Origin of the sequence: Streptomyces venezuelae (assembly GCF_008642295.1) — a bacterium.
In the GTDB taxonomy this organism is placed as follows: domain Bacteria; phylum Actinomycetota; class Actinomycetes; order Streptomycetales; family Streptomycetaceae; genus Streptomyces; species Streptomyces venezuelae_C.
Map to the genome: position 1 here is coordinate 5,811,728 of NZ_CP029190.1, position 25,695 is coordinate 5,837,422.

Consider the following 25,695-nt stretch of genomic DNA (forward strand, 5'->3'; position numbering starts at 1 on the left):
TGAACCTGGTCCTTTTGGGAGCAGGGTGATGGGTGGCTGGTCGTTGCTTGAGAACTACACAGTGGACGCGAGCATCTGTGGCCAAGTTTTTAAGGGCGCACGGTGGATGCCTTGGCACCAGGAACCGATGAAGGACGTGAGAGGCCGCGATAGGCCCCGGGGAGCTGCCAACTGAGCTTTGATCCGGGGGTGTCCGAATGGGGAAACCCGGCAGTCGTCATGGGCTGTCACCCATGCCTGAACACATAGGGCATGTGGAGGGAACGAGGGGAAGTGAAACATCTCAGTACCCTCAGGAAGAGAAAACAACCGTGATTCCGGGAGTAGTGGCGAGCGAAACCGGATGAGGCCAAACCGTATGCGTGTGAGACCCGGCAGGGGTTGCGCATGCGGGGTTGTGGGAATGAGCTTCAGTCGTCTGCCGGCGGCTGGGCGAGTCAGAAACCGTTGATGTAGTCGAAGGACATGCGAAAGGTCCGGCGTAGAGGGTAAGACCCCCGTAGACGAAACATCAGCGGCTTGCTTGCTCATCTCCCAAGTAGCACGGGGCCCGAGAAATCCCGTGTGAATCTGGCGGGACCACCCGCTAAGCCTAAATATTCCCTGGTGACCGATAGCGGATAGTACCGTGAGGGAATGGTGAAAAGTACCGCGGGAGCGGAGTGAAATAGTACCTGAAACCGTGTGCCTACAAGCCGTGGGAGCGTCGGACGTACTTCGGTGCGTCTCGTGACTGCGTGCCTTTTGAAGAATGAGCCTGCGAGTTAGCGGTGTGTAGCGAGGTTAACCCGTGTGGGGAAGCCGTAGCGAAAGCGAGTCCGAACAGGGCGATTGAGTTGCACGCTCTAGACCCGAAGCGGAGTGATCTAGCCATGGGCAGGTTGAAGCGGAGGTAAGACTTCGTGGAGGACCGAACCCACCAGGGTTGAAAACCTGGGGGATGACCTGTGGTTAGGGGTGAAAGGCCAATCAAACTCCGTGATAGCTGGTTCTCCCCGAAATGCATTTAGGTGCAGCGTCGTGTGTTTCTTGCCGGAGGTAGAGCACTGGATAGGCGATGGGCCCTACCGGGTTACTGACCTTAGCCAAACTCCGAATGCCGGTAAGTGAGAGCACGGCAGTGAGACTGTGGGGGATAAGCTCCATGGTCGAGAGGGAAACAGCCCAGAGCATCGACTAAGGCCCCTAAGCGTACGCTAAGTGGGAAAGGATGTGGAGTCGCAGAGACAACCAGGAGGTTGGCTTAGAAGCAGCCACCCTTGAAAGAGTGCGTAATAGCTCACTGGTCAAGTGATTCCGCGCCGACAATGTAGCGGGGCTCAAGCGTACCGCCGAAGTCGTGTCATTGCAGCAATAGGGCCAACGCCCGCTGTGATGGGTAGGGGAGCGTCGTGTGCCGGGTGAAGCAGCGCCGGAAGGCAGTTGTGGACGGTTCACGAGTGAGAATGCAGGCATGAGTAGCGATACACACGTGAGAAACGTGTGCGCCGATTGACTAAGGGTTCCTGGGTCAAGCTGATCTGCCCAGGGTAAGTCGGGACCTAAGGCGAGGCCGACAGGCGTAGTCGATGGACAACCGGTTGATATTCCGGTACCCGCTTTGAAACGCCCAATATCGAATCAGGCGATGCTAAGTCCGTGAAGCCGTTCCGGACCCTTCGGGGAAAGGAAAGTGGTGGAGCCGACGAACCAGACTTGTAGTAGGTAAGCGATGGGGTGACGCAGGAAGGTAGTCCAGCCCGGGCGGTGGTTGTCCCGGGGTAAGGGTGTAGGCCGAGGGGTAGGCAAATCCGTCCCTCATATAAGGCTGAGACCTGATGCCGAGCCGATTGTGGTGAAGTGGATGATCCTATGCTGTCGAGAAAAGCCTCTAGCGAGTTTCATGGCGGCCCGTACCCTAAACCGACTCAGGTGGTCAGGTAGAGAATACCGAGGCGTTCGGGTGAACTATGGTTAAGGAACTCGGCAAAATGCCCCCGTAACTTCGGGAGAAGGGGGGCCATCACTGGTGATCGGATTTACTCCGTGAGCTGGGGGTGGCCGCAGAGACCAGCGAGAAGCGACTGTTTACTAAAAACACAGGTCCGTGCGAAGCCGTAAGGCGATGTATACGGACTGACGCCTGCCCGGTGCTGGAACGTTAAGGGGACCGGTTAGTGACCTTTCGGGGTTGCGAAGCTGAGAACTTAAGCGCCAGTAAACGGCGGTGGTAACTATAACCATCCTAAGGTAGCGAAATTCCTTGTCGGGTAAGTTCCGACCTGCACGAATGGCGTAACGACTTCTCGACTGTCTCAACCATAGGCCCGGTGAAATTGCACTACGAGTAAAGATGCTCGTTTCGCGCAGCAGGACGGAAAGACCCCGGGACCTTTACTACAGTTTGATATTGGTGTTCGGTTCGGCTTGTGTAGGATAGGTGGGAGACTTTGAAGCCGTGACGCCAGTCATGGTGGAGTCGCCGTTGAAATACCACTCTGGTCGTGCTGGATGTCTAACCTCGGTCCGTGATCCGGATCAGGGACAGTGTCTGATGGGTAGTTTAACTGGGGCGGTTGCCTCCCAAAGGGTAACGGAGGCGCCCAAAGGTTCCCTCAGCCTGGTTGGCAATCAGGTGTTGAGTGTAAGTGCACAAGGGAGCTTGACTGTGAGACCGACGGGTCGAGCAGGGACGAAAGTCGGGACTAGTGATCCGGCGGTGGCTTGTGGAAGCGCCGTCGCTCAACGGATAAAAGGTACCCCGGGGATAACAGGCTGATCTTCCCCAAGAGTCCATATCGACGGGATGGTTTGGCACCTCGATGTCGGCTCGTCGCATCCTGGGGCTGGAGTCGGTCCCAAGGGTTGGGCTGTTCGCCCATTAAAGCGGTACGCGAGCTGGGTTTAGAACGTCGTGAGACAGTTCGGTCCCTATCCGCTGTGCGCGTAGGAATATTGAGAAGGGCTGTCCCTAGTACGAGAGGACCGGGACGGACGAACCTCTGGTGTGCCAGTTGTCCTGCCAAGGGCATGGCTGGTTGGCTACGTTCGGGAGGGATAACCGCTGAAAGCATCTAAGCGGGAAGCCTGCTTCAAGATGAGTATTCCCACCTCCTTGAGAGGGTAAGGCTCCCAGTAGACGACTGGGTTGATAGGCCAGATGTGGAAGCCCGGTAACGGGTGGAGCTGACTGGTACTAATAGGCCGAGGGCTTGTCCTCAGTTGCTCGCGTCCACTGTGTTAGTTCTGAAGCAACGAACGGTTGCTGGTTTCTAGAGCTGGAACACAACTACAGAGTGTGCTTGTTCGCTCGAAACCGATAGGGTTTCGGTGGTCATAGCGTTAGGGAAACGCCCGGTTACATTCCGAACCCGGAAGCTAAGCCTTTCAGCGCCGATGGTACTGCAGGGGGGACCCTGTGGGAGAGTAGGACGCCGCCGAACAATCTTTCAAAGGACCCTTGGTCCTCAGCGTTCACGCTGAGGACCAAGGGTCCTTTTTTGTTTTGTTTTGTTCTGTACGTTTCACCCCGGAGCGCGGCCATGGGTTGGTTGCGCAAGAATGACTAGCGGTACCCCGAAGACAGGAGTCACACCCATGTCCAACTCTCCCGACGATCGTCCGGAGCGCGAGCCTCGTCGCAACGACGGTGGTGACAGGGGCGGCTACCGCGGGGGCCGTGACGACCGTGGCGGGGACCGTGGTGGTTTCCGTCGCGATGACCGCGGTGGCCGGCCGAGTGGCGGCGGCTTCCGCCGTGACGACCGTGGCGGTCGCCCGGCCGGCGGTGGCGACCGCGGTGGCTACCGAGGCCGTGACGACCGGGGCGGCGACCGTCCCGGTTACCAGCGCCGCGATGACCGTGGTGGCGAGCGTCCCAGCTACCCGCGTCGTGACGATGACCGTGGTGGCTTCCGCGGTGGGCGTGATGACCGGGGCGGCGATCGTCCGAGCTACCCGCGTCGCGATGACCGTGGCGGGGACCGTCCGTCCTTCCGCCGTGATGACCGTGGTGGCGAGCGTCCCAGCTACCCCCGTCGTGATGACGACCGTGGTGGCTTCCGCGGTGGGCGTGACGACCGTGGTGGGGACCGTCCGTCCTTCCGTCGCGATGACCGTGGTGACCGGGGCGACCGTCCCAGCTACCCGCGCCGTGACGATGACCGTGGTGGTTACCGCGGTGGGCGTGATGACCGGGGCGGGGACCGTCCGAGCTACCCGCGTCGCGATGACCGTGGCGGGGACCGTCCGTCCTTCCGCCGCGATGACCGTGGTGACCGGGGCGACCGCCCCAGCTACCCGCGCCGTGACGACCGCCGTGACGACCGTGGCGGGGACCGTGGTGGCTACCGCGGTCGGGACGAGCGTCCGAGCTACCCGCGCCGCGATGACCGCGGTGGTGAGCGGCCCAGCTACCCGCGCCGTGATGACGACCGTGGTGGCTTCCGCGGTGGGCGTGATGACCGTGGTGGGGACCGACCGAGCTACCCGCGCCGCGATGACCGTGGTGACCGGGGCGACCGCCCCAGCTACCCGCGCCGTGACGACCGCCGTGACGACCGCGGTGGGGACCGTGGTGGCTACCGCGGTCGGGATGAGCGTCCGAGCTACCCGCGCCGCGATGACCGCGGTGGCGAGCGGCCCAGCTACCCGCGCCGTGATGACGACCGTGGCGGCTTCCGCCGCGACGACCGCGGTGACCGGGGCGACCGCCCCAGCTACCCGCGCCGCGATGACCGCGGTGGGGACCGTGGTGGCTACCGCGGCGGCCGTGACGACCGGGGCGGCGACCGCGGCGGGTACCGGGGCCGGGACGAGCGGGACCGGGACTACCGTGACCGCAGCGACCGCGAGCCGGTGAAGCGGCTTCCGATCGACGAGGACGTCACCGGCGACGAGATCGACTCCGACGTCCGCCAGGAGCTCCTCAGCCTGCCCAAGGGTCTGGCCGAGGAGGTCTCCCGGAACCTGGTGATGGTGGCCCGTCTGATCGACGAGGAGCCCGAGCAGGCGTACGCGTACTCGCGGATCGCCCTGCGCCTGGCCTCCCGTGTCGCCGCCGTCCGCGAGGCCGCCGGCTTCGCCGCGTACGCCACGCAGAAGTACAGCGAGGCGCTGGCCGAGTTCCGGGCCGCCAAGCGGATGACCGGCTCGGTCGAGCTGTGGCCCGTCATGGCCGACTGCGAGCGCGGTCTGGGCCGCCCCGAGCGCGCGCTGGCCATGGCCGGCGAGCCCGAGGTGCAGAAGCTGGACAAGGCCGGCCAGGTCGAGATGCGGCTGGTTGCGGCCGGTGCGCGGCGGGACATGGGGCAGCTGGACGCCGCCATCGTGACCCTGCAGAGCCCGGAGCTGGCCTCCAGCGCCGTTCAGCCGTGGACCGCGCGCCTGCGGTACGCGTACGCCGATGCCCTGCTGGCCGCCGGCCGCGAGGACGAGGCGCGCGAATGGTTCGCCAAGACCGCCGAGGCGGACAAGGACGGGGCCACCGACGCCTCCGACCGGCTGGCCGAGATGGACGGGGTCGAGTTCGTCGACGCGATGGACGAGGACGACGAGGGCGACGAGCTGGACGCGGTCGACGCGGCCGAGCTGGCGGCGGCCGAGGCGGCTTCGGACGTGACCGAGTACTACGACGAGGACGACGACGAGTACGAGCCGGTCGAGGACCCGGACGCCGAGACGGCTGCGGAAGCGGACGTGGACGTGGACGACGCCGTCGAGGGTGAGAGCGGCGGCAAGGCCTAGTCGCATGTGAAGGAGGGCGGTACCCCGCACGGGGTACCGCCCTCCTTCGTTGTGCGTCGTACGGGTCAGGCGTTCAGGCTGCGCAGGACCAGGCCGGTCGCCGGCTTGGGGCCGAACGAGGTGGACTTGCGGGGCATGGTGACCCCCTGGCGGGCCAGGTCCCGGACCACGTCCTCCCGTACGGGATGGAGCAGTACGGCCGTGCCGCCGAGCCGTTCGGCCATCTCCACGGTGGCCTCGGTGTCGTGGATGTAGCCGATGTGCTCGGGGGTGTCCGGGACGTGCCACAGCGCGTCGAGGAGGGTGGCGTGCAGGACCGTGGCGTCCAGCCGGCGCCAGGCCTCGGGGCGGTCCTGCCGGACGGTGCGGTCGAGCAGCTCCGGATCCGGGTCGGTGACCAGGTGGAAGCGGCCGTCGCCGGTGAGCAGGAAGGCGTTGCCGGTCGCGGCGGCCTCGCCGAGTGCCGCCATCGCCGCGGGCAGCGGTCCGTCCACCGTGCGGACCCGGAAGTGGGGTTCGAGCGCGGCCAGTGCCTCGGACGCCGGCAGGCGGTGCAGCATACGGTGGATGGCGCGGACCTGGAGCGGGTAGCGGGCCGTGTCCACCAGGAGGACCAGGCCGAAGTCCCAGGCGCCCGGGGCGTGGTGTTCGGCCTGGAGCCGTAGGTAGGTCGCCCAGCGGTGGTGGCCGTCCGCGATGAGGGCCTGCCGGTGGCCGAGGTCCCGGGTGACGGCCGCGACCTCGGCGGGATCGGTGATCGCCCACAGGCGGTGCCGGAAGCCGTCCTCGGTGGTGGTGGCGAGGAGCGGCGGGCGGTCGGCGGTGGCCTCCACGATCTCCGCGGCGCTGCTGTCGGGGAGGCCGGCGTCCTCGCCGCGGTAGGTGAGCAGCAGGGGTTCGAGGTTGGCGGCGGTGGCGCGCATCAGACCGGCCCGGTCGGCGACCACCTGCGGCATGACGTCCTCGTGGGGGAGGACGATGCCGGCGTCGGCGGCCGACAGGGCGAGGGCGCCGATGATGCCGCGCTGGAGCAGTTCGCCCTTGCGCTGCTCGTATACATACAGGGCGGGCTCGGGGTCGGTGCGGAGGACGCCCTCGGCCAGCCAGTCCCGAAGGGTCCGGGCGGCCTGCTCGTTGCGTTCGTCGGGGGTGTCGGCCTGCGGCAGGATGAGGCGGACGATGTTGTGCGGGTCCGCGGACTCGAGGTGGTTGAGGCCGTCGGGGCGTACGACCACGTCGTACGGCGGCGAGGTGACGGCGGCGAGGCTGCCGACGCGTTCGGGGACGAAGCGCAGTCCGTGGAACGGGATCAGCCGTAGTCCGTGTTCCTCGATACCTGGTGTGGTCATTGGTGCATGGTAAGTGGCGTCTTGCCATGCGGGATGATCGGGGAGTACGGAATTCGGACAAGATCCATGGTTCGAGGACGGAAGAGGAGCGGACACGGATGAGCCGGCAGAGCAGGACCAGGCCCGCGGGCAGTGAGCAGCGGCTGCACGAGGCGTACGACACGGCTCTGCTGGACCTCGACGGGGTGGTGTACGCGGGCGGGCGGGCCATCGCGCACGCGGTGGAATCGCTGCTGGCGGCCCGGGCGGACGGGATGCACCTCGCGTATGTCACCAACAATGCGCTGCGAACGCCGGACGCGGTGGCCGCGCATCTGACCGAGCTGGGCATTCCGACCGAGGCCGCGGAGGTGATCACCTCAGCGCAGGCGGTGGCCCGGCTGATCGCCGATCAGCTGCCGGCGGGGTCGCGGGTGCTGGTCATCGGCGGCGAGGGGCTGCGGGTGGCGCTGCGCGAGCGCGGGCTGGTGCCGGTGGAGTCGGCGGAGGACGATCCGGCGGCCGTGGTCCAGGGGTACGGCGGGCCGGACTTGGCCTGGGGGCGGTTCGCGGAGGCCTCGTACGCGATCGCGCGCGGGGTGCCGTGGTTCGCGTCCAACACGGATCTGACGATTCCGGGGACGCGGGGGATCGCGCCGGGCAACGGTGCGGCGGTGGAGGTCGTACGGATCGCCACCGGTGCGGAGCCCCAGGTGGCGGGGAAGCCGCTGCCGCCGATGCACCGCGAGACCATCCTGCGGACCGGGGCGCGGCGGCCGTTGGTGGTCGGGGACCGGCTCGACACGGACATCGAGGGCGCGTTCAACGGGGAGGTGGACTCCCTGCTGGTGATGACCGGGGTGACGGACGCGGCCCAGCTGCTGCGGGCCGAGCCGAAGTACCGGCCGACGTATGTGGACCGGGATCTGCGGGGGCTGCTGACCGGGCAGCCGGAGGTGCGTGAGCAGGCCGGGCTCTTCCGGTGCGGTGGCTGGCAGGCCGGGGTCGACGGTGGCGGGCTGGTGCTGACGGCGGTTCAGGAGGGGGCGGATCCGGTCGACGGGCTGCGGGCGCTGTGCGCGGCGGCCTGGACGCATGCCGGGGACGGGGCCTGTGGGCTGGATGCGGAGAAGGCCCTGGCGGGACTGGCTTTGTAGGGGGTGGGCGGTACGGCCCTCGGGCGGCCCTCGGGAGTAAATGCGAGGGTAGGCTAACCTAACTTTCGTGTTGGTCGAGAGTGCTGAGAGTGCCGAGAGTTCCGCGACTACCGGGACTTCCGGGAGTTCCCCACGGGGCGCCGTGCCCGGTGCCGGTCCCCGGGTACGCACCGGGGCGCGCGCCGTCGGCCTGCTGGCCGCCTGCGCCGCCCTGGTGCTGATCGCGATGGCGAGCCTCGCGATGGGAGCCAAGGCGATGCCGATCGAGGAGGTCTGGCACGGCCTGTTCCACTACACCGGCACGCCCTCGGACGTGGTGGTGCACGACCTCCGCATCCCGCGCACCCTGCTCGGCCTGATGGTCGGCACCGGACTCGGCCTGTCCGGCGCGGTCATGCAGGCACTGACCCGGAACCCGCTGGCCGAGCCCGGCATCCTCGGCGTCAACGCCGGCGCCGCGGCTGCCGTGGTCTCCGCGATCAGCTTCCTCGGCGCCACCTCGCTCAACGAGTTCGTCTGGTACGCCTTCGCCGGCGCCGCCGTGGTGTCGGTGGTCGTGTACGTACTCGGGGGCAGCCGCAGCGCGACCCCGGTCCGGCTGGCCCTCGCCGGCACGGCGGCCAGCGCGGCCCTCGTCGGCTACATCAACGCCGTCCAGATCATGGACAACACGGCGATGGACAAGCTGCGCTTCTGGACCGTCGGCTCGCTGGCCTCGGCCACCATGGAGACCGTGCGGCAGGTAGCGCCCTTCCTGCTGGCCGGCGCCCTCCTCGCCCTGGCCCTCGGCCGGCCGCTCAACGCGATGGCCATGGGCGACGACACGGCCCGCGCCCTCGGCACCCACCTCACCCGCACCCGGATCGCCGCGATGATCGCCATCACCCTGCTCTGCGGGGCCGCGACCGCCGCCTGCGGGCCGATCGTCTTCATCGGCCTGATGGTCCCGCACCTGGTACGGGCCTTCACCGGCCCGGACATGCGATGGGTGCTGGCCTACTCGGCGGTGCTCTCGCCGGTCCTGCTGCTCGGCGCGGACGTCATCGGCCGGATCGTCACCCGGCCCGCCGAACTCCAGGTCGGCATCGTCACCGCACTGCTCGGCGGACCCGTCTTCATCTACCTGGTACGCCGCAAGAGGATGGCCCAGCTGTGACCGTGAACGCCAAGCCGCGGGCCCTGCGCGGCCCCGGCCGGACCTCGCTGCGCATCGAGCCGCGCGCGCTCGCCGCCGGGCTGCTGCTCACCGCCGTGATGCTCGCGATGGCCGTCCTCCTGGTCGGCACCGGCGACTTCCCCATCGCGCCCTGGGACGTCGTACGGACCCTGCTCGGCAACGGAACCCCGGCCGACGAGTTCATCGTCAACGAACTGCGGCTGCCGCGGGTCCTGGTGGCCGTGCTGGTCGGCGCCGCGCTCGGGATGGCCGGGGCGGTCTTCCAGTCCGTGTCCCGCAACCCGCTGGGCTCGCCCGATGTGCTCGGCTTCGGGCACGGCGCGGCCGTCGGCGCGCTCGCGGTCATCGTCCTGTTCAAGGGCGATGCCGGTGAGGTGGCCGCCGGGGCACTGGCCGGCGGCCTGCTGACCGGCACCGCCATCTACCTCCTCGCGTACAAACGGGGCATCAACGGCTACCGGCTGGTGCTCGTCGGCATCGGCGCCTCCGCCATGCTGATCGCCGGCATCCAGTACCTGCTGACCAAGTCCCAGCTGGTCGACGCCGCCCGCGCGATGATCTGGCTGACCGGTTCACTGTCCGGCCGGGACTGGGGCCAGGTGTGGCCGCTGGCGGTGACCTGCGCGCTGGTGTTCCCGCTGGTGCTCGGGCAGGGCCGGGCCCTGCGGATGATGGAGATGGGCGACGATGCCGCGGCAGCGGTCGGCGTACAGGTCGAACGCACCCGGGTGCTGCTGATGGCGGCGGCGATCCTGCTGACCACGGCCGCAGCCGCCGCGGCCGGCCCGATCTCCTTCGTGGCCCTGGCCGCGCCCCAGCTGGCCCGGCGGCTCACCCGGTCGCCCGGCTCGAACCTGGTCTCCGGCGCGCTCATGGGCGCCGTACTGCTGCTGGTGTCCGACTGGGCCTCGCAGCGGGCCTTCGGCTCCGACCAGCTGCCGGTGGGTGTGGTGACCGGCCTGGTCGGCGGGGTCTACCTGCTGTGGCTGCTCGTGACCGAACGCAAGGCGGGACGGATATGACCGATATGGCCGCCCCGGAACAGAACCTGAGGAGCAATCCGGTGAACCCGGAGAACGCGGAGAACGCTGTGCAGCGGCTGACCGCGGACAACGTGACCCTCGGCTACGACCAGCGGGTCATCGCCGAGAACCTGTCGGTGGAGATCCCCGACCATTCCTTCACGGTGATCGTCGGACCGAACGCCTGCGGCAAGTCCACGCTGCTGCGCGCGCTGGCGCGGATGCTGAAGCCGACGGCCGGGCGGGTGCTGCTCGACGGGCAGGCCATCGGCTCGCTGCCGGCGAAGAAGGTGGCCAGGACGCTGGGTCTGCTGCCGCAGTCCTCGATCGCCCCGGACGGGATCACCGTCGCCGATCTGGTCTCCCGCGGCCGGTACCCGCACCAGGGACTGCTGCGCCAGTGGTCCCCGGAGGACGAGCGGATCGTCCGGGAGTCGATGGCCTCGACGGGCGTCGCGGAGCTGGCGGACCGGGCGGTGGACGAGCTGTCCGGCGGGCAGCGGCAGCGGGTGTGGATCGCCATGGCACTGGCGCAGCAGACACCCCTGCTGCTGCTCGACGAGCCGACCACGTACCTGGACATCCAGCACCAGATCGATGTGCTGGACCTGTGCGCGGAACTGCACGAGGAGCAGGGCCGGACGCTGGTGGCGGTGCTGCACGACCTGAACCATGCGGCCCGGTACGCCACGCACCTGATCGCGCTGCGCGCGGGCCGGGTGGTGGCGGAGGGGCCGCCGGCCGAGGTGGTCACCGCGGAGCTGGTGGAGGAGGTGTTCGGGCTCCGGTGCCAGGTGGTTCCCGACCCGGCGACCGGGACCCCGCTGGTGGTTCCGGCCGCCCGGAGCGCCCGCCGCCGGGCGGCGGCGCCGGCCTAGGGCGTGTTGCGAAAGTCCCGCCTGCCCCGCGACGCCTGGCACGCGCGCTCGCTGCGTTGTCGGGATCGTCCGAGTACGCCCGGTACGAGGACGACCCTCCGCCTTGCGATCGCACGCACCAGACGCCGCGGGGCCCGCCCTTCGGGCGGACGGCGCTACTTTCGCAACACGCCCTAGCCGGCTTGCCGGGCGGCGGCAGCTTGGCGGGGCTTGCGGCCCGCGGCCCGTCGCCGCCGACCGCGGCTGCGCCGCGCCGGGGTCCGGGGCTTCGCCCCAGGCGCCGCGCCGGCCGGGCTGGGCCGGTGGGCTTTGCTGCGTGGTGGGTTGGCGGGGCTTCGCCCCGGGCCTCGCGCCGGCTGAGCTGGGCCGGTGGGCTTTGCTGCCGCCGGGCGGAAGCCTTACAGCAGGCTGCGGAGGCGGAGGAGGTCGCGGAAGCCGGCTTCCAGGCGGATCCGGCCGGAGGCCCAGGCCTTGGCGAAGTTCAGCCGGCCCTCGACCATCGCCACCAGGTCGTCGCCGGTCATCGCCAGCCGGATCTCCGCCTTCTGCCGCGGCGGGCCCGGCAGCGCCGAGTCCACCCGGATCCGGCCGCCGTCGAGCCGGCCCGTGAAGGTCTGGTCGAGGTCGGTGATGTGGCAGCTCAGGGACCGGTCGAAGGCGGTCGCGCCGCGCACGTCCGCATCGGCCCGGGCCAGGTTGCCGGAGAGCTGGTCGAGTGCGGCTCGGCACTCCTCGATCGTCGCCATGGTGCTGTCGACCGTATCGCAGCCGGTGGGGGTAGCGTCTGGGCCATGACCGACGAAGAGCCCACCACCGAGCCGGCCGCCGGGCCCACGCCCGACCCGGCCGCCGGGCCGGCCCCGCTCGGGGTGGTCCGTACCCCCACCGGACGCGACGAGATCGATGCGCAGCTCGAGCGGCTGGCCGATGCCGACCACCTCCCGGCGGACGGGCACGTCGAGGTGTACGAGGATGTGCACAGGGGATTGCGTGACGCGCTGACCGCGCTGGACGCGCCCCCGGCATCTCGTCCGTACGACATCAGGAGCTGAACCGAACGTGGCAGGAGTGGCACGCCGCCGCCTGGACGCCGAACTGGTACGCCGCAAACTGGCGCGCTCGCGGGAGCACGCGGGCCAGCTGATCGCCGCGGGCCGGGTCACCGTCGGCGGCACCACCGCGACCAAGGCCGCCACCCAGGTCGAGACCAGCGCCGCGCTGGTCGTGCGGAGCGACGACAGCGATCCCGACTACGTCTCCCGCGGCGGCCACAAGCTCGCCGGGGCGCTGGCCGCCTTCCGGCCGCAGGGCCTGCTGGTCGAAGGGCGGCGGGCGCTCGACGCGGGCGCCTCCACCGGCGGGTTCACCGATGTCCTGCTGCGCGCGGGCGTCGCCCATGTGGTGGCCGTCGACGTCGGCTACGGGCAGCTCGCCTGGTCCCTGCAGAGCGACGAGCGGGTCACCGTCAAGGACCGCACCAATGTGCGCGAGCTGACCCTGGAGCAGATCGACGGCATTGCGGTGGACCTGGTCGTCGGAGACCTGTCCTTCATCTCGATCGGACTGGTGCTGCCCGCGCTGGTGCGCTGCACCGCCCCCGGCGCCGACCTGGTGCTGATGGTCAAGCCCCAGTTCGAGGTGGGCAAGGAGCGGCTCGGCAGCGGCGGTGTGGTCCGCAGCCCCGAGCTGCGCGCCGAGGCGGTCCGGGAGGTCGCCCGGCAGGCCGGCGAGCTCGGACTCGGCGTGCTCGGGGTGACCGCGAGCCCGCTGCCCGGACCGTCGGGGAATGTCGAATACTTTCTGTGGCTGCGGGCGGGGGCACCGGCACTCGACCCGGCGGATGTTGACCGTGCAGTGGCGGAGGGGCCGCGGTGACAAGTTCTGCATCTTCATCGAGTTCCACAGCTTCATCGACGTCGACGGGGAGGACCGTCTTCCTGGTCGCCCACACCGGGCGGCCCGCCGCCATCCGCAGTGCGGAGCTGGTCGTCCAGGGGCTGCTGCGCTGCGGGCTGGGGGTCAGGGTCCTCGCCCACGAGGCGGCCGACCTGCCGCTGCCGCCCGAGGTGGAGCTGGTCACCGAGACCACCGAGGGCGTCCTCGACGGCTGTGAGCTGCTGATCGTGCTGGGCGGCGACGGCACCCTGCTGCGCGGCGCCGAGTTCGCCCGCGGCTCCGGGGTGCCGATGCTCGGCGTCAACCTGGGCCGGGTCGGCTTCCTCGCCGAAGCCGAGCGCGACGACCTCGACAAGGTGGTCGACCGGGTGGTCACCAAGGCCTACGAGGTCGAGGAGCGGATGACCCTCGATGTGGTGGTCCGCAGCAACGGGGACGTGGTCCACCGGGACTGGGCGCTCAACGAGGCCGCCGTCCAGAAGGTGTCCCCGGAGCGGATGCTGGAGGTCGTGCTCGAGATCGACGGGCGGCCGGTCTCCGGGTTCGGCTGTGACGGCATCGTCTGCGCGACCCCGACCGGCTCCACGGCGTACGCGTTCTCCGCGGGCGGGCCGGTGGTCTGGCCGGAGGTGGAGGCGCTGCTGATGGTTCCGATCAGCGCCCACGCCCTGTTCGCGAAGCCGTTGGTGACCTCGCCCACATCGGTGCTGGCCGTGGAGATCCAGACCGGTACCCCGCACGGGGTGCTGTGGTGCGACGGCCGGCGCACCGTGGAGCTGCCGCCGAGTGCCCGCGTGGAGGTCCGCCGGGGCACCGTCCCGGTCCGCCTCGCCCGGCTGCACCACGCCGTTTTCACGGACCGGCTGGTGGCCAAATTCGCCCTCCCCGTCTCGGGCTGGCGCGGGGCACCGCACTAGCCGCGCTCCGGCCCCGGCGCCCGGGCGGCGGGGTGACGTCACATGGCGGGGGGCAAACCTCGGTATGGTCGGTCCGTGCTTGAGGAGATGCGGATACGGTCGCTCGGAGTCATCGACGACGCGGTGGTCGAGCTGTCGCCCGGATTCACCGCGGTGACCGGCGAGACCGGCGCGGGCAAGACCATGGTCGTCACCAGCCTCGGGTTGCTGCTCGGCGGCCGGGCGGACCCCGCCCTGGTACGGGTGGGGGCCAAGGCGGCGGTGGTCGAGGGCCGGATCGTCGTACGCCCCGACGCGCCCGCCGCGCTGCGCGCCGAGGAGGCCGGCGCCGACCTGGACGACGGCACCCTGCTGATCAGCCGGACCGTGTCCGCCGAGGGGCGTTCGCGCGCCCACGTCGGCGGGCGGTCCGTGCCGGTGGGGCTGCTCGGCGAACTCGCGGACGACCTGGTCGCCGTCCACGGCCAGACCGACCAGCAGGGCCTGCTGCGGCCGGCCCGGCAGCGGCAGGCTCTGGACCGCTACGCCGGGGACGCGGTCGCGGTCCCGCTGGAGAAGTACACGGCCGCCTACCGCAGGCTGCGGGCTGTGGCCGGCGAGCTGGAGGAGATCACCACCCGGGCCCGGGAACGCGCCCAGGAGGCGGATCTGCTGCGCTTCGGGCTGGAGGAGATCGCGGCCGTGGAGCCGCTGGCCGGCGAGGACGCCGAGCTCGCGGCGGAGGCGGAGCGGCTCGGCCATGCCGAATCGCTGGCCTCGGCGGCCCTGCTCGCGCACGCCGCGCTGGCCGGCAACCCCGAGGACCCGGAGGGCGTCGACGCCAACACCCTGGTCGCGGGCGCCCACCGGGCCCTGGAATCCGTACGCGCCCACGACCCGGCCACGCTGGGCTCGCTCGCCGAGCGGATCGGGGAGCTGGGCATCCTGCTCGCCGATGTGGCCGGGGAACTCGCCGGGTACGCGGACAATCTGGACGCCGATCCGCTGCGGCTCGCGGCGGTCGAGGAGCGGCGGGCCGCGCTGACCCAGCTGACCCGGAAGTACGGCGACTCCGTCGAGGCCGTGCTGGCCTGGGCCGAGCAGGGCTCGGCCCGGCTGCTGGAACTCGACGGGGACGACGACCGGATCGGCGAGCTGACCGCGGAGCGGGACGCGCTGCGGGCGGAACTCTCACAGCTGGCCCAGGCGTTGACGGATGCACGGGCCGAGGCGGCGCAGCGGTTCGGTTCGGCGGTGACGGCCGAGCTGGCCTCGCTGGCGATGCCGCACGCCCGGGTCACCATCGACATCCGGCAGACCGAGGACCCTTCGGGTGACGGGGTGGAGGTCGGCGGGCGTCCGGTGCTGTACGGGCCTTCGGGCGCCGACGAGGTGGAGCTGCTGCTCGCCCCGCACCCCGGCGCGCAGCCGCGGCCCATCGCCAAGGGCGCGTCCGGCGGCGAGCTGTCCCGGGTGATGCTGGCCGTGGAGGTCGTCTTCGCCGGCTCGGACCCGGTGCCCACGTACCTCTTCGACGAGGTGGACGCGGGCGTCGGCGGCAAGGCGGCGGTGGAGGTCGGCCGGCGGCTGGCCAAGCTGGCGAAGTCGGCGCAGGTCGTGGTGGTCACGCATCTGCCGCAGGTGGCGGCGTTCGCCGACCGGCAGCTGCTGGTGGAGAAGACCAACGACGGGTCGGTGACCCGGTCCGGGGTCACCGTGCTGGAGGGCGAGGACCGGATCCGGGAGCTGTCACGGATGCTGGCCGGCCAGGAGGACTCACAGACGGCGCGGGCCCACGCGGAGGAACTCCTGGCGGCGGCACGGGCCGACGCGTAGCCCTGGCCGGGCGGCCGGCCCGGCCCTCTGGCCGGGGCGGCGCATGCACGGTGGGGGTGGTTCCGTACACCCCGATGGCGGCTGTGTCACCCGTGTGGGCGATAGCCGGAGGAGCGGGACGGGTTCTCGTACGGGATCCGCACCCGTATGGTCCCGGAACGCGCGTGCGGGCTGGCATTCTGGGCGACGTCTCCGACATCCGCACCACCCCCTCTTCCAGGAGCTCCGGCCCGTGAGCAGCATCCCGGTTCCGGCCCCGCCGTACGGGCGGTCGCCGTTGCGCACCGTCCAAGTGCTCGGCGGCTGCTCCGGCGCCGGCGTCGGCGCCGGGGCGGGCAGCAGTGCGCACGTCCGGTCGCTGGCCGGCGGGCTGGCGGCCCGCGGGGTGCGGGTGACGGTGTGCGCGCCCGTTGCGGCCGAGGGGGAGTACGACTTCACCGGCGCGGGCGCCCGGTTCCAGCCCGCGGCGGTGAACGCCCTGCGGGTGGCCTGCGCCGGGGCCGACATCGTGCACGCGCACGGCCTGCAGGCCGGTATGCGGGCCGCGCTCGCGCTGCGCGGGCGGCGGGTACCGCTGGTGGTGACCTGGCATGCCGGGCCGGTGCTCGGCCCGGGCCCGCTGGGCGGGCTGACCCGGCTGCTGGAACGCCGGGTCGCGCGTGCCGCCGCGGTGGTGCTGGGCACCTCCTCCGATCAGGTGGACCTGGCCCGGCTGCGGGGCGCCCGGGACGCGCGGCTGGCGCCGGTGACCCTGCCCGGCGCCCGGTCCGCGGCCGGCGACGCGGGCAAGGTGCGGGCGGAACTGGGGGCGGTGGAGCGCCCCTTGGTGATCGCCGTGGGCAGCCTGGTGCCGCACCGCGGCTATTCGGTGCTGCTGGATGCGGCCCGGGCCTGGCTGGCACTGGATCCCGTACCGCTGGTGGTGATCGCGGGGGAGGGGCGGCTGCGGGCCGAACTCACCCGGCGGATCGAGCTGGAGGGCCTGCCGGTACGGCTGCTGGGGCGGCGCCCGGATGTGGCGGAGCTGCTGGCGGCGGCCGATGTGGCGGTGCTGCCCAGCCGCTGGGAGGCGCGGTCCCTGCTGGCGCAGGAGGCGCTGCGGGCCGGGGTCGCACTGGTGGCGACGGCGGTGGGCGGGGTGCCGGAGCTGGTCGGGGACGCGGGTGTGCTGGTGCCCTACGGGGACGCGGCCGGCCTGTCCGAGGCGGTCGCGAAGCTCCTCACCGATCCGGCGCGGCGGACCGCTCTGGCCCAGGCGGGTCCGGTCCAGGCGGCGACCTGGCCGACCGAGGACGACACGGTCGCCCAGGTGCTGGCCGTCTACGACGAGCTGATGGAGCGCGCTCGCTTCTAGATGATGAGTCCAAGGGCTCGTGGCCGTAGGCCGCCAGCGAGCGGTGTCGCATGTCGCTGCCATCGCTCGCCCAGCACGTGCAAGGCGTGCCCGTTTTATCCTGGCGGTCAGCGGAGCGCGCGCAACGCATGCTCCACCAAATCGGAGGACGTCTCGTGATCGGGCCCTGCTTGGGAATGGCCTTGAGTCTCCAGTGACTGGAGACAGCAGAGTGGGGGACATGGACGTTACGACCCTCTACTCGATCGGGGAGCTTTCCCGGCGGACCGGCTTGTCTGTGAGGACCATCCGGTTCTACTCCGATTCGGGGGTGGTAGCGCCGACCACCCGTAGCCCCGCCGGTTACCGGCTCTACGACCTCGACGCACTGCTTCGTCTGGAACTCCTCCGCACACTGCGCGAGCTGGGCATGGACCTGGCCACTGTTCAACGCGTACTGGACCGCGAGCTCTCGGTGGCGGAAGTCGCTGCGGCGCACGCCGACGCCATGGACGTCCAGATCCGGGTGCTGCAACTGCGTCGGAGCGTTCTGCGAGTCGTGGCCAGACGCGGGTCCAGTCCTGAGGAGACCACACTCATGCACAGGCTCACACAGTTGTCCGGCGAGGAACGCCGACGTTTGATCGACGATTTCGTGGATGGCACCTTCGGCACAGTGGATGCCGACCCGACCGCGGTGGCCATGGTTCGCGCTGCCACTCCCGACCTCCCCGATGATCCGACCAGCGAGCAGGTCGCCGCGTGGGTGGAGCTCACCGAGCTGGTCGGCGACGAGGATTTCCGTGCCCGGATGCGCCGGACGGCCGTACGTCAGGCCGCCGGGCGCCCGCTCGACATCGAATGCGATGCCGGCGAGGAACTGATGGAATTCACCCGTCAGAAGGTGGCCGAGGCCATGGAGTCGGGCATCGACCCGCTCAGCGACAGGGGCGCACCCGTCATCGACGACCTCGTGCACCGCTTCGCCGAGGTGCTCGTGCGCACCCCTGACACGGAATTCCGGGACTGGATGGCCCAGCAGTTCGAAGAGGCGCACGATCCCCGGGTGGACCGGTACTGGCGGCTGGTGTGGATCGTCAACGGCTGGCAGGTAGTACCGAACCTGATCCCGGTGTACCCCTGGCTCATCCAGGCCCTGCGAAATGACCGTGCCGCATAGCCACCGCAGTGGGCACGCCCCGGATCCCTGAAGCTGGCGGCGGGGGCCCCGGCTACGGGGTGTGGCGGCGGGCCCGGAGGGCCAGGCTGAGGGAGAGCACCGTCTCCGGGTCGTCCAGGTCGGTGCCCAGCAGCTCCGAGATCCGGGCCAGCCGGTTGTACAGGGTCTGCCGGTTCAGGTGGAGTTCGCGGGCGGTCTCCGCCTTGCGGCCGGCGTGCGCCAGGTACGTCTCCAGGGTCGGCAGCAGCGGCGGGCGCGAGGCGGTGTCGTGCAGCCGGAGCGGGCCGATCGCGCGGTCCACGAAGGCCGCCAGGTCCGGGTGTTCGCGCAGCCGCCACAGCAGCAGGTCGATGTCGAGGCGGCGGGCGTCGTACCAGGGCCGGGCCGGCAGGCCCTGCGCGGCGGTGGCCGTTTCCGCCGCGTGGCGCAGGCCCGAGGAGGCAGCCGCCCAGCCGCCCGCGACCCCGACCACCACGGCCGGCGGGGAACCGGCCCGGTCCAGTCCGGCCCGTTCGACGCCGGCCCGCAGCGCCGCCGCCACCCGGTCGGCCACCGCCGTGCGCTCGCCCTCCGTACGCAGGCCGACCAGCAGCGGGACCCGGCCCTCCACCGGCCGGACGCCGAGCAGCACCGGGACGCCCACCGAGGCCAGTTCCTCCAGTACGGCACGGGCGAGAACGGCCCAGTTCCCGGCCGGACCCAGATCGGAGGAGAGCCGCATGACCACCGGCAGCAGCGGGCCGGAGCCCGGTTTGAAGCCGAGCACCCGGGCCTGCGCGGGGGCGTCCTCGGCCGAGATCCGGCCCTCGGCCAGGTCGGTCAGGAAGTCGCCGCGGCCACGTGCCGCGAGCTCCTCCTCCTGGCGGGCCTGCATCAGGACCACCGCCAGCACGCCCGCCGTGCGGTCCGCCGCCATCCGGTGCACCGGCAGCAGCGGCCCGGACACGCCGACCAGCACCAGCCGGGCCCGGACCGCCGCCGTGCCGGGCCCGCCACCCGGTACGTCGATCAGTACGGAGTTGCCGGACGGTTCCGCCTCGCGGCCCCGCAGCCCCTCCCACACCTGGAGGGGGTCCGCCGCGGCAGCCCCGGAGGCGCTGCCCGCCGCGTACAGGAGCTGGCCGTCGGGGGTCTCCAGGAAGACCGGGTTGCCGGTGAAGTCCGCGAGGATGCCCAGCACCTGGGGGATCCCGCCGCCGCCCAGGAGGGCCTGGGTACAGCGCCGGTGGACCTCCTCGGCGCGCTGCAGCAGGGCGTAGTGCCCGTTGACGATCTCGGTGTGGACCTCTTCCGTCACGGTGACGAACGCGACCTCGCGGTGCAGCTGGACCAGCGGCAGGCCGGCCGCCCGGGCGGTCTCCACGATCGTCGCCGGGAGGCGGGTGAAGCGCGGGCCGAGCTCGACCACCAGCGCGGCGATGCCCCGGTCGGCGAGCCGGCGGACGAAGGCCCGCTGTTCGGCGGGGCGGGTGCCGAGCCCGAGGCCGGTGGTGAGCAGCAGTTCGCCGCCCTTGAGCAGGGAGGCGATGTTCGGGACCTCGCCGGCGTGCACCCAGCGCACGGTCCGGCCCAGCCGGTCGGCGCAGGCCACGACCTCGGGGAGGCCGCCGCGCAGTCCCGGCAGTTCCAGTGCCCGTTGAACGGTGATCCCGCCCTGGTTGTCCATATCGCGGACGGTACCGGGCGGTGTCTCGGCGGACATCATTGTGTGGCGTGCGTCACGTCGTCGACGGCGTCGGAGGCGTCGGCCACCGGCGCTAGTGCGGCCGGATGTTGTGGTTGAAGCGGAAGACGTTGTCCGGGTCGTACGCACCCTTGACCGCGGCCAGCCGCCGGATGTTCTCCGCGCCCAGGCCCGCCACCACCCGGTCCCGGCCCTCGTCGCCGGTGAAGTTGAGGTAGACCGCGCCGGTGGCCCAGGGCTGGGCGTCGGCGCGGACGTCCTTGACCCAGCTCCGGCACCGCTCGTCGTCCGCAGGGTCCTCCCAGATCGCGAACGGATGCACGGCCCAGGCCGCGTCGCGGTACGGCACCGGGTAGTCGGCCGGGCCCTCGGCGATCGCCCCGCCCTGCGCCCAGACGAGGTGCTGGGTGCCCGTCGGTACCGGCATCCGGTCGCCGCGCGCGCAGAACACGTCCACGCACGGGTCCGGCAGCCCGGTCAGGTACTCCGCCGACCAGTAGTTCCGCATGCCCGGCGGGTCGTCGATCATGCACTGGAGATCGGCGTACGGGATGGCGGTGACGATCTCCGACTCGTGCGGCAGGGCCAGCAGCGGCCGGGCCAGCCGCCGCATCTCCTCCTCGGGGCCCGCGTAGGTCAGCAGCACCGCGCACATCCGGGTGCCCACCAGGTGCGGCGGCACGAACTCCTCGGGCGGCCCGGTCAGGTAGAGCATGGCGCCGCTCGCCTCCCGCGGCCCGCCCTCGATCACATCGCGGTAGGTGCGGAGCACCTCCGGCCCGTGTTCCGGCAGGTACAGCAGGAACGCGATGGACATGTCCGGCAGGTCGTGCAGGCGCAGGGTGAGCGAGGTGGCGATGCCGAAGTTCCCGCCGCCCCCGTGCAGGGCCCAGAACAGCTCGGGATGGTCCTCGGCCGTCGCCGTCACGCACGCGCCGTCGGCGGTGACCAGGTCCACCCCCAGCAGGTTGTCCACCGCCAGCCCGAACTTCCGGTCCAGCCAGCCCGAGCCGCCGCCCAGCACGAAACCGCCCACCCCGGTGGTGGAGGCCCGGCCGCCGGTGGTCGCCAGCGCGTACGGCTGGCAGGCCCGGTCCAGATGGCTCATCGTGGCCCCGCCGCCGATCCGGACCGCCTTCGCCGCCGGATGCACCGTCACCTCGTGCATCCGCCGCAGGTCCACCACCACCGCCCCGTCGGCGACCGCGGAGCCCGCCACGCTGTGTCCGCCGCCGCGCACGGCGACCGGCAGGTCCAGCTCGCGGGCGAACCGCACCGCCGTGACCACGTCCGTCTCGCTCTCGCACTGGGCGATCACGGCCGGCTTGCGGTCGATCATGGCGTTGAACACCGTCCGGGCCTCGTCGTAGCCCGGATCCCCGGGGGCGAAGACGTCACCCGACAGATCCTCGCGGAGCGCGGTCAGGGCCGTGCCCGCCTTGCCGGAGGCAGCCATGGCGTGCCCCCTTCCCGGACGAGGGTGCGGAACCCTTCCAGGCTAGGCGGGCCCGCCCCGGCGCGCGCTCCGTGGGTACACGGGGGCACGGCCGGGCCGGGCGGGCGGGTCAGGCGGGCCGGGCGGGCCGGGCGTCAGACGGCCGGGCGGGTCAGCCGCCGTACGCGCCGCTGGCCGTCAGCCGCAGCGCCGTGTCGATCAGCGGAACGTGGCTGAAGGCCTGCGGGAAGTTCCCCACCTGGCGCTGGAGCCGCGGATCCCATTCCTCCGCCAGCAGCCCGAGGTCGTTGCGGAGCGACAGCAGCTTCTCGAAGAGCCGGCGGGCCTCGTCGACCCGGCCGATCATCGCCAGGTCGTCCGCCATCCAGAACGAGCACGCGAGAAAGGCCCCCTCGTCGCCCTCGAGGCCGTCCACGCCGGCCTCCTCGCCCGCCGTCGGATAGCGCAGGATGAACCCGTCCGACGTGGACAGCTCCCGCTGGATCGCCTCGATGGTGCCGATGACCCGCTTGTCGTCCGGCGGCAGGAAGCCCATCTGCGGGATGAGCAGCAGCGAGGCGTCCAGCTCCTTGGAGCCGTAGGACTGCGTGAAGGTGTTCCGCTCCTTGTCGTAGCCCTTTTCGCAGACGTCCCGGTGGATTTCGTCGCGCAGCTCCCGCCAGCGCTCCAGCGGCCCGTCCGCGTCCCCGCTCTCGATCAGCTTGATGGTCCGGTCCACCGCCACCCAGGCCATCACCTTGGAGTGCACGAAGTGCCGGCGCGGGCCGCGCACCTCCCAGATGCCCTCGTCGGGCTGGTCCCAGTGGGTCTCCAGGTAGCGGATCAGCTTCAGCTGGAGCAGCGAGGCGTAGTCGCTGCGGGCCAGTCCGGTCATATGGCCCAGGTGCAGGGCCTCGGTGACCTCGCCGTACACGTCCAGCTGGAGCTGGTGGGCCGCGCCGTTGCCGACCCGGACCGGCTGGGAGTTCTCGTACCCCGGGAGCCAGTCCAGCTCCGTTTCGCCGAGTTCCCGCTCGCCCGCGATCCCGTACATGATCTGGAGGTTCTCGGGGTCGCCGGCGACCGCGCGGAGCAGCCATTCGCGCCAGGCGCGGGCCTCCTCCCGGTAGCCGGTGCGCAGCAGCGAGGACAGGGTGATCGCCGCGTCCCGCAGCCAGGTGTAGCGGTAGTCCCAGTTCCGTACGCCGCCGATCTCCTCCGGCAGTGAGGTGGTCGGCGCGGCGACGATGCCGCCCGTGGGCCCGTACGTCAGGGCCTTGAGCGTGATCAGGGAGCGGACCACGGCCTCCCGGTAGGGCCCGTGGTACGTACAGTGCTCGACCCAGTCGCGCCAGAAATCCGTGGTGGCGGTGAGGGCCGCCTCGGCGTCCGGGGTCTCCGGCGGCTCCTTGTGGGAGGGCTGCCAGCTGATGCAGAAGGCGATCCGGTCGCCCGGTCCCACCGTGAAGTCGGAGTAGGTGGTCAGGTCCTTGCCGTACGTCTGCGCGTCGGTGTCCAGCCAGACCGAGTCCGGTCCGGCGACGGCGACGATGCGGCCGTCCACCTTGTGCACCCACGGCGTGATCCGGCCGTAGCTGAACCGCATGCGCAGGGCGGACCGCATCGGCACCCGGCCGCTGACCCCCTCCACGATCCGGATCAGCTGCGGGGCGTGGTCCTCACGCGGTGGCATGAAGTCGATGACCCGGACCGTGCCCCGCGGCGTGTCCCATTCGGACTCCAGCACCAGCGAGTCGCCGCGGTAGCGGCGGCGGTCGGCGTGCGGAGCCTCGGTCCCGGTGGAAACGGCCGGGCCGATGCGCCAGAAACCGTGATCCTCCGTCCCCAGGATTCCCGCGAACACGGCATGGGAGTCGAAACGGGGCAGGCAGAGCCAGTCCGCCGAGCCGTCCCGGCAGACCAGTGCGGCGGTCTGCATGTCCCCGATCAGTGCGTAATCCTCGATGCGCCCGGACACGTTGCATCTCCAGTCGAACGGCCACGTCCGCCCCGAAGGGCGCTTGCATTGCTGGGTTCCGCCGGCGGGCTGGGGTCGTGCCGTGAGCCGGCCTGCTCGGCGGCGATGTGAGCGTTATCCGAGCAGGATATGACGGCACCCTAGTGATCTCCTTAAGTCCTGGAAGAATACGGGTCGTCCGAACGGGTGAGGCCCTGCGGACGCGGACCGCGAGGCGCCCCGGAGGCCCTCCCGGGGGTCCGCCCGGGGCGTGGCTCGGAGGCGGACGCTCCAGGTCGCTGATAGGCTGGTACCCCGTGGACCGGTGGTCTGCCTGTGCGAATCAGGGGCCCCGCAACCGCAGCCAGTCGACAGGTTCGGCACCCCCGGAAACGGGAGCAGTCGCCGGACGCACCTCACTTCGCGACCACGGGAGCCCCCTCTTGGCGATGCCGTCCGCTGCTTTTCGAAACAGCACAGCCATGACGACCAAGCACATCTTCGTCACCGGGGGTGTCGCCTCGTCCCTCGGCAAGGGCCTCACGGCCTCCAGCCTGGGTGCGCTGCTGAAGGCGCGCGGTCTGCGGGTCACGATGCAGAAGCTCGACCCGTACCTGAACGTCGACCCCGGCACGATGAACCCCTTCCAGCACGGCGAGGTGTTCGTCACCAACGACGGCGCCGAGACCGACCTGGACATCGGCCACTACGAGCGCTTCCTCGACGTCGACCTCGACGGCTCGGCCAATGTCACCACCGGCCAGGTGTACTCCACGGTCATCGCCAAGGAGCGGCGCGGCGAGTACCTCGGTGACACCGTGCAGGTCATCCCGCACATCACCAACGAGATCAAGCACCGGATCCGGCGGATGGCGACCGAGGACGTCGACGTCGTCATCACCGAAGTCGGCGGCACGGTCGGCGATATCGAATCGTTGCCGTTCCTGGAGACGGTCCGTCAGGTCCGCCACGAGGTCGGCCGCGACAACGTCTTCGTCGTGCACATCTCGCTGCTGCCCTACATCGGCCCGTCCGGCGAGCTGAAGACCAAGCCGACCCAGCACTCCGTCGCCGCGCTGCGCAACATCGGCATCCAGCCCGACGCGATCGTGTTGCGAGCCGACCGCGATGTCCCCACCTCCATCAAGCGCAAGATCTCGCTGATGTGCGATGTGGACGAGGCCGCGGTGGTGGCCGCCATCGACGCCAAGTCGATCTACGACATCCCGAAGGTGCTCCACACCGAGGGCCTGGACGCGTACGTCGTGCGCAAGCTCGACCTGCCGTTCCGCGATGTGGACTGGACGGTCTGGGAGGACCTGCTGGACCGGGTCCACAACCCCGACCACGAGGTCACCGTCGCGCTCGTCGGCAAGTACATCGACCTGCCCGACGCCTACCTGTCGGTGACCGAGGCGCTGCGCGCCGGCGGTTTCGCCAACAAGGCCCGCGTCAAGATCAAGTGGGTCACCTCCGACGACTGCAAGACCCCGGCGGGCGCCGCCGCGCAGCTGGGCGACGTGGACGCGATCTGCGTGCCCGGCGGGTTCGGCGACCGCGGTGTGAACGGCAAGGTCGGTGCGATCACCTTCGCCCGCGAGAACAAGATCCCGCTGCTGGGCCTCTGCCTGGGCCTGCAGTGCGTGGTCATCGAGGCCGCGCGCAACCTGGCGGGGATCGAGGACGCGAACTCCACCGAGTTCGACGCCTCCACCCCGCACCCGGTGATCTCCACCATGGAGGAGCAGCTGGCCTTCGTCGAGGGCGCCGGTGACCTGGGCGGCACCATGCGGCTCGGCATGTACACGGCCAAGCTGGCCGAGGGCTCCATCGTCCGCGAGGTCTACGGCGACGCGTACGTGGACGAGCGCCACCGGCACCGCTACGAGGTCAACAACGCCTACCGCGGCGAACTGGAGAAGAAGGCCGGCCTCGTCTTCTCCGGCACCTCCCCGGACAACAAGCTGGTCGAGTACGTCGAGTACCCGCGCGAGGTGCACCCCTACCTGGTGGCCACCCAGGCCCACCCGGAGCTCCGCTCCCGCCCGACCCGGCCGCACCCGCTCTTCGCGGGCCTGGTGAAGGCCGCGGTCGCGCGCCGGCAGCAGGGCTGACCGGCCCGGCGCTCGGTACCGTAGGCGGCCGGGGCACGGATCATCCGTGCCCCGGCTGTCGCGTTTTCCAGTCGCGTT

General features: G+C 70.7%; 17 protein-coding genes, 2 rRNA genes and 1 pseudogene. 15 read left to right on the top strand and 5 right to left on the bottom strand.

The annotated features are described in order from the left end of the window. Positions 1-79 precede the first annotated feature (79 nt). From DEJ50_RS26190 to DEJ50_RS34800, 4 genes and pseudogenes are all read left to right on the top strand, one after another. A 23S ribosomal RNA gene (locus DEJ50_RS26190) occupies positions 80-3,199 on the top strand. Between the two features lie 106 nt (positions 3,200-3,305). Further along, positions 3,306-3,422: ribosomal RNA gene (gene rrf / locus DEJ50_RS26195) — 5S ribosomal RNA — on the top strand. Positions 3,423-3,540: 118 nt separating this feature from the next. Next, positions 3,541-4,818: pseudogene (locus tag DEJ50_RS35625) on the top strand (hypothetical protein); the annotation flags it as partial. Positions 4,819-4,836: 18 nt separating this feature from the next. Then, entirely contained in the window at positions 4,837-5,724 is an 888-nt protein-coding gene (locus DEJ50_RS34800) for a tetratricopeptide repeat protein (protein ID WP_223838171.1), read from the top strand. Positions 5,725-5,789: 65 nt separating this feature from the next. Here DEJ50_RS34800 and DEJ50_RS26210 read toward each other — a convergent pair whose 3' ends face one another. Next, on the bottom strand, positions 5,790-7,073 hold the full coding sequence (locus DEJ50_RS26210) for a DUF1015 domain-containing protein (RefSeq protein ID WP_150210558.1): 1,284 nt from the start codon (positions 7,071-7,073) through the stop codon (positions 5,790-5,792). A gap of 98 nt (positions 7,074-7,171) precedes the next feature. Between DEJ50_RS26210 and DEJ50_RS26215 the strand changes: the two genes are divergently transcribed. The 4 genes from DEJ50_RS26215 (at position 7,172) to DEJ50_RS26230 (ending at position 11,286) form a co-directional block, all read left to right on the top strand. Continuing rightward, a complete protein-coding gene (locus tag DEJ50_RS26215) occupies positions 7,172-8,209 on the top strand; it encodes an HAD hydrolase-like protein (protein WP_150210559.1) in 1,038 nt (345 codons plus the stop codon). 142 nt (positions 8,210-8,351) lie between these two features. Next, positions 8,352-9,365: a FecCD family ABC transporter permease gene (locus DEJ50_RS26220; RefSeq protein WP_223837914.1), complete on the top strand. Its 1,014-nt coding sequence runs from the start codon at positions 8,352-8,354 to the stop codon at positions 9,363-9,365. 2 nt (positions 9,366-9,367) lie between these two features. Then, positions 9,368-10,408, top strand: coding sequence for a FecCD family ABC transporter permease (locus tag DEJ50_RS26225; protein WP_150212369.1), 1,041 nt, complete (start codon positions 9,368-9,370; stop codon positions 10,406-10,408). Positions 10,409-10,476: 68 nt separating this feature from the next. Further along, a complete protein-coding gene (locus tag DEJ50_RS26230; RefSeq protein ID WP_150212370.1) occupies positions 10,477-11,286 on the top strand; it encodes an ABC transporter ATP-binding protein in 810 nt (269 codons plus the stop codon). A gap of 398 nt (positions 11,287-11,684) precedes the next feature. Here DEJ50_RS26230 and DEJ50_RS26240 read toward each other — a convergent pair whose 3' ends face one another. Continuing rightward, complete coding sequence (locus tag DEJ50_RS26240) at positions 11,685-12,032, bottom strand: SCP2 sterol-binding domain-containing protein (protein WP_150210560.1); 348 nt, start codon at positions 12,030-12,032, stop codon at positions 11,685-11,687. A 45-nt stretch (positions 12,033-12,077) separates the two neighbouring features. Here DEJ50_RS26240 and DEJ50_RS26245 point away from each other — a divergent pair, with 45 nt between their 5' ends. From DEJ50_RS26245 to DEJ50_RS26270, 6 genes are all read left to right on the top strand, one after another. After that, positions 12,078-12,338, top strand: coding sequence for a hypothetical protein (locus DEJ50_RS26245; RefSeq protein WP_150210561.1), 261 nt, complete (start codon positions 12,078-12,080; stop codon positions 12,336-12,338). Between the two features lie 7 nt (positions 12,339-12,345). Next, on the top strand, positions 12,346-13,161 hold the full coding sequence (locus DEJ50_RS26250) for a TlyA family RNA methyltransferase (protein WP_150210562.1): 816 nt from the start codon (positions 12,346-12,348) through the stop codon (positions 13,159-13,161). Then, a complete protein-coding gene (locus DEJ50_RS26255; RefSeq protein WP_150210563.1) occupies positions 13,158-14,099 on the top strand; it encodes an NAD kinase in 942 nt (313 codons plus the stop codon). The genes DEJ50_RS26250 and DEJ50_RS26255 overlap by 4 nt, the downstream gene beginning before the upstream one ends. 87 nt (positions 14,100-14,186) lie before the next feature. Continuing rightward, positions 14,187-15,914 carry a DNA repair protein RecN gene (gene recN / locus DEJ50_RS26260; protein WP_150212371.1) on the top strand — a complete coding sequence of 576 codons (1,728 nt, stop codon included), beginning with the start codon at positions 14,187-14,189 and terminating at the stop codon, positions 15,912-15,914. A gap of 232 nt (positions 15,915-16,146) precedes the next feature. Beyond that, complete coding sequence (locus DEJ50_RS26265; protein WP_223837915.1) at positions 16,147-17,268, top strand: glycosyltransferase family 4 protein; 1,122 nt, start codon at positions 16,147-16,149, stop codon at positions 17,266-17,268. A gap of 220 nt (positions 17,269-17,488) precedes the next feature. Next, on the top strand, positions 17,489-18,427 hold the full coding sequence (locus DEJ50_RS26270; RefSeq protein WP_150212373.1) for a MerR family transcriptional regulator: 939 nt from the start codon (positions 17,489-17,491) through the stop codon (positions 18,425-18,427). A gap of 52 nt (positions 18,428-18,479) precedes the next feature. On the opposite strand, the gene DEJ50_RS26275 is transcribed toward DEJ50_RS26270, so the two are convergent. The 3 genes from DEJ50_RS26275 to DEJ50_RS26285 all read right to left on the bottom strand — a co-directional run bounded on the left by DEJ50_RS26275 (position 18,480) and on the right by DEJ50_RS26285 (position 23,524). After that, the gene (locus tag DEJ50_RS26275; protein ID WP_150210564.1) at positions 18,480-20,093 is read right to left on the bottom strand and encodes a PucR family transcriptional regulator; all 1,614 of its coding nucleotides are present in this window, start codon (positions 20,091-20,093) and stop codon (positions 18,480-18,482) included. A 91-nt stretch (positions 20,094-20,184) separates the two neighbouring features. Continuing rightward, positions 20,185-21,567, bottom strand: coding sequence for an FAD-binding oxidoreductase (locus DEJ50_RS26280; RefSeq protein ID WP_150210565.1), 1,383 nt, complete (start codon positions 21,565-21,567; stop codon positions 20,185-20,187). A gap of 151 nt (positions 21,568-21,718) precedes the next feature. Further along, positions 21,719-23,524, bottom strand: a complete 1,806-nt coding sequence (locus DEJ50_RS26285; protein WP_190344699.1) for a glycoside hydrolase family 15 protein — start codon at positions 23,522-23,524, stop codon at positions 21,719-21,721. A gap of 428 nt (positions 23,525-23,952) precedes the next feature. On the opposite strand from DEJ50_RS26285, the gene DEJ50_RS26290 reads away from it, so the two are divergent. Further along, entirely contained in the window at positions 23,953-25,617 is a 1,665-nt protein-coding gene (locus tag DEJ50_RS26290; protein WP_150212375.1) for a CTP synthase, read from the top strand. Positions 25,618-25,695: the final 78 nt, after the last annotated feature.

Excerpts from the sequence above, each read along its gene's own strand:
- DEJ50_RS26215 (WP_150210559.1), top strand. The coding sequence starts at position 7,172 with ATGAGCCGGCAGAGCAGGACCAGGCCCGCGGGCAGTGAGCAGCGGCTG.
- recN (WP_150212371.1), top strand. The coding sequence starts at position 14,187 with ATGCGGATACGGTCGCTCGGAGTCATCGACGACGCGGTGGTCGAGCTG.
- DEJ50_RS26210 (WP_150210558.1), bottom strand. The coding sequence starts at position 7,073 with ATGACCACACCAGGTATCGAGGAACACGGACTACGGCTGATCCCGTTC.
- DEJ50_RS26245 (WP_150210561.1), top strand. The coding sequence starts at position 12,078 with ATGACCGACGAAGAGCCCACCACCGAGCCGGCCGCCGGGCCCACGCCC.
- DEJ50_RS26240 (WP_150210560.1), bottom strand. The coding sequence starts at position 12,032 with ATGGCGACGATCGAGGAGTGCCGAGCCGCACTCGACCAGCTCTCCGGC.
- DEJ50_RS26275 (WP_150210564.1), bottom strand. The coding sequence starts at position 20,093 with ATGGACAACCAGGGCGGGATCACCGTTCAACGGGCACTGGAACTGCCG.
- DEJ50_RS26270 (WP_150212373.1), top strand. The coding sequence starts at position 17,489 with ATGGACGTTACGACCCTCTACTCGATCGGGGAGCTTTCCCGGCGGACC.
- DEJ50_RS26280 (WP_150210565.1), bottom strand. The coding sequence starts at position 21,567 with ATGGCTGCCTCCGGCAAGGCGGGCACGGCCCTGACCGCGCTCCGCGAG.
- DEJ50_RS26290 (WP_150212375.1), top strand. The coding sequence starts at position 23,953 with ATGCCGTCCGCTGCTTTTCGAAACAGCACAGCCATGACGACCAAGCAC.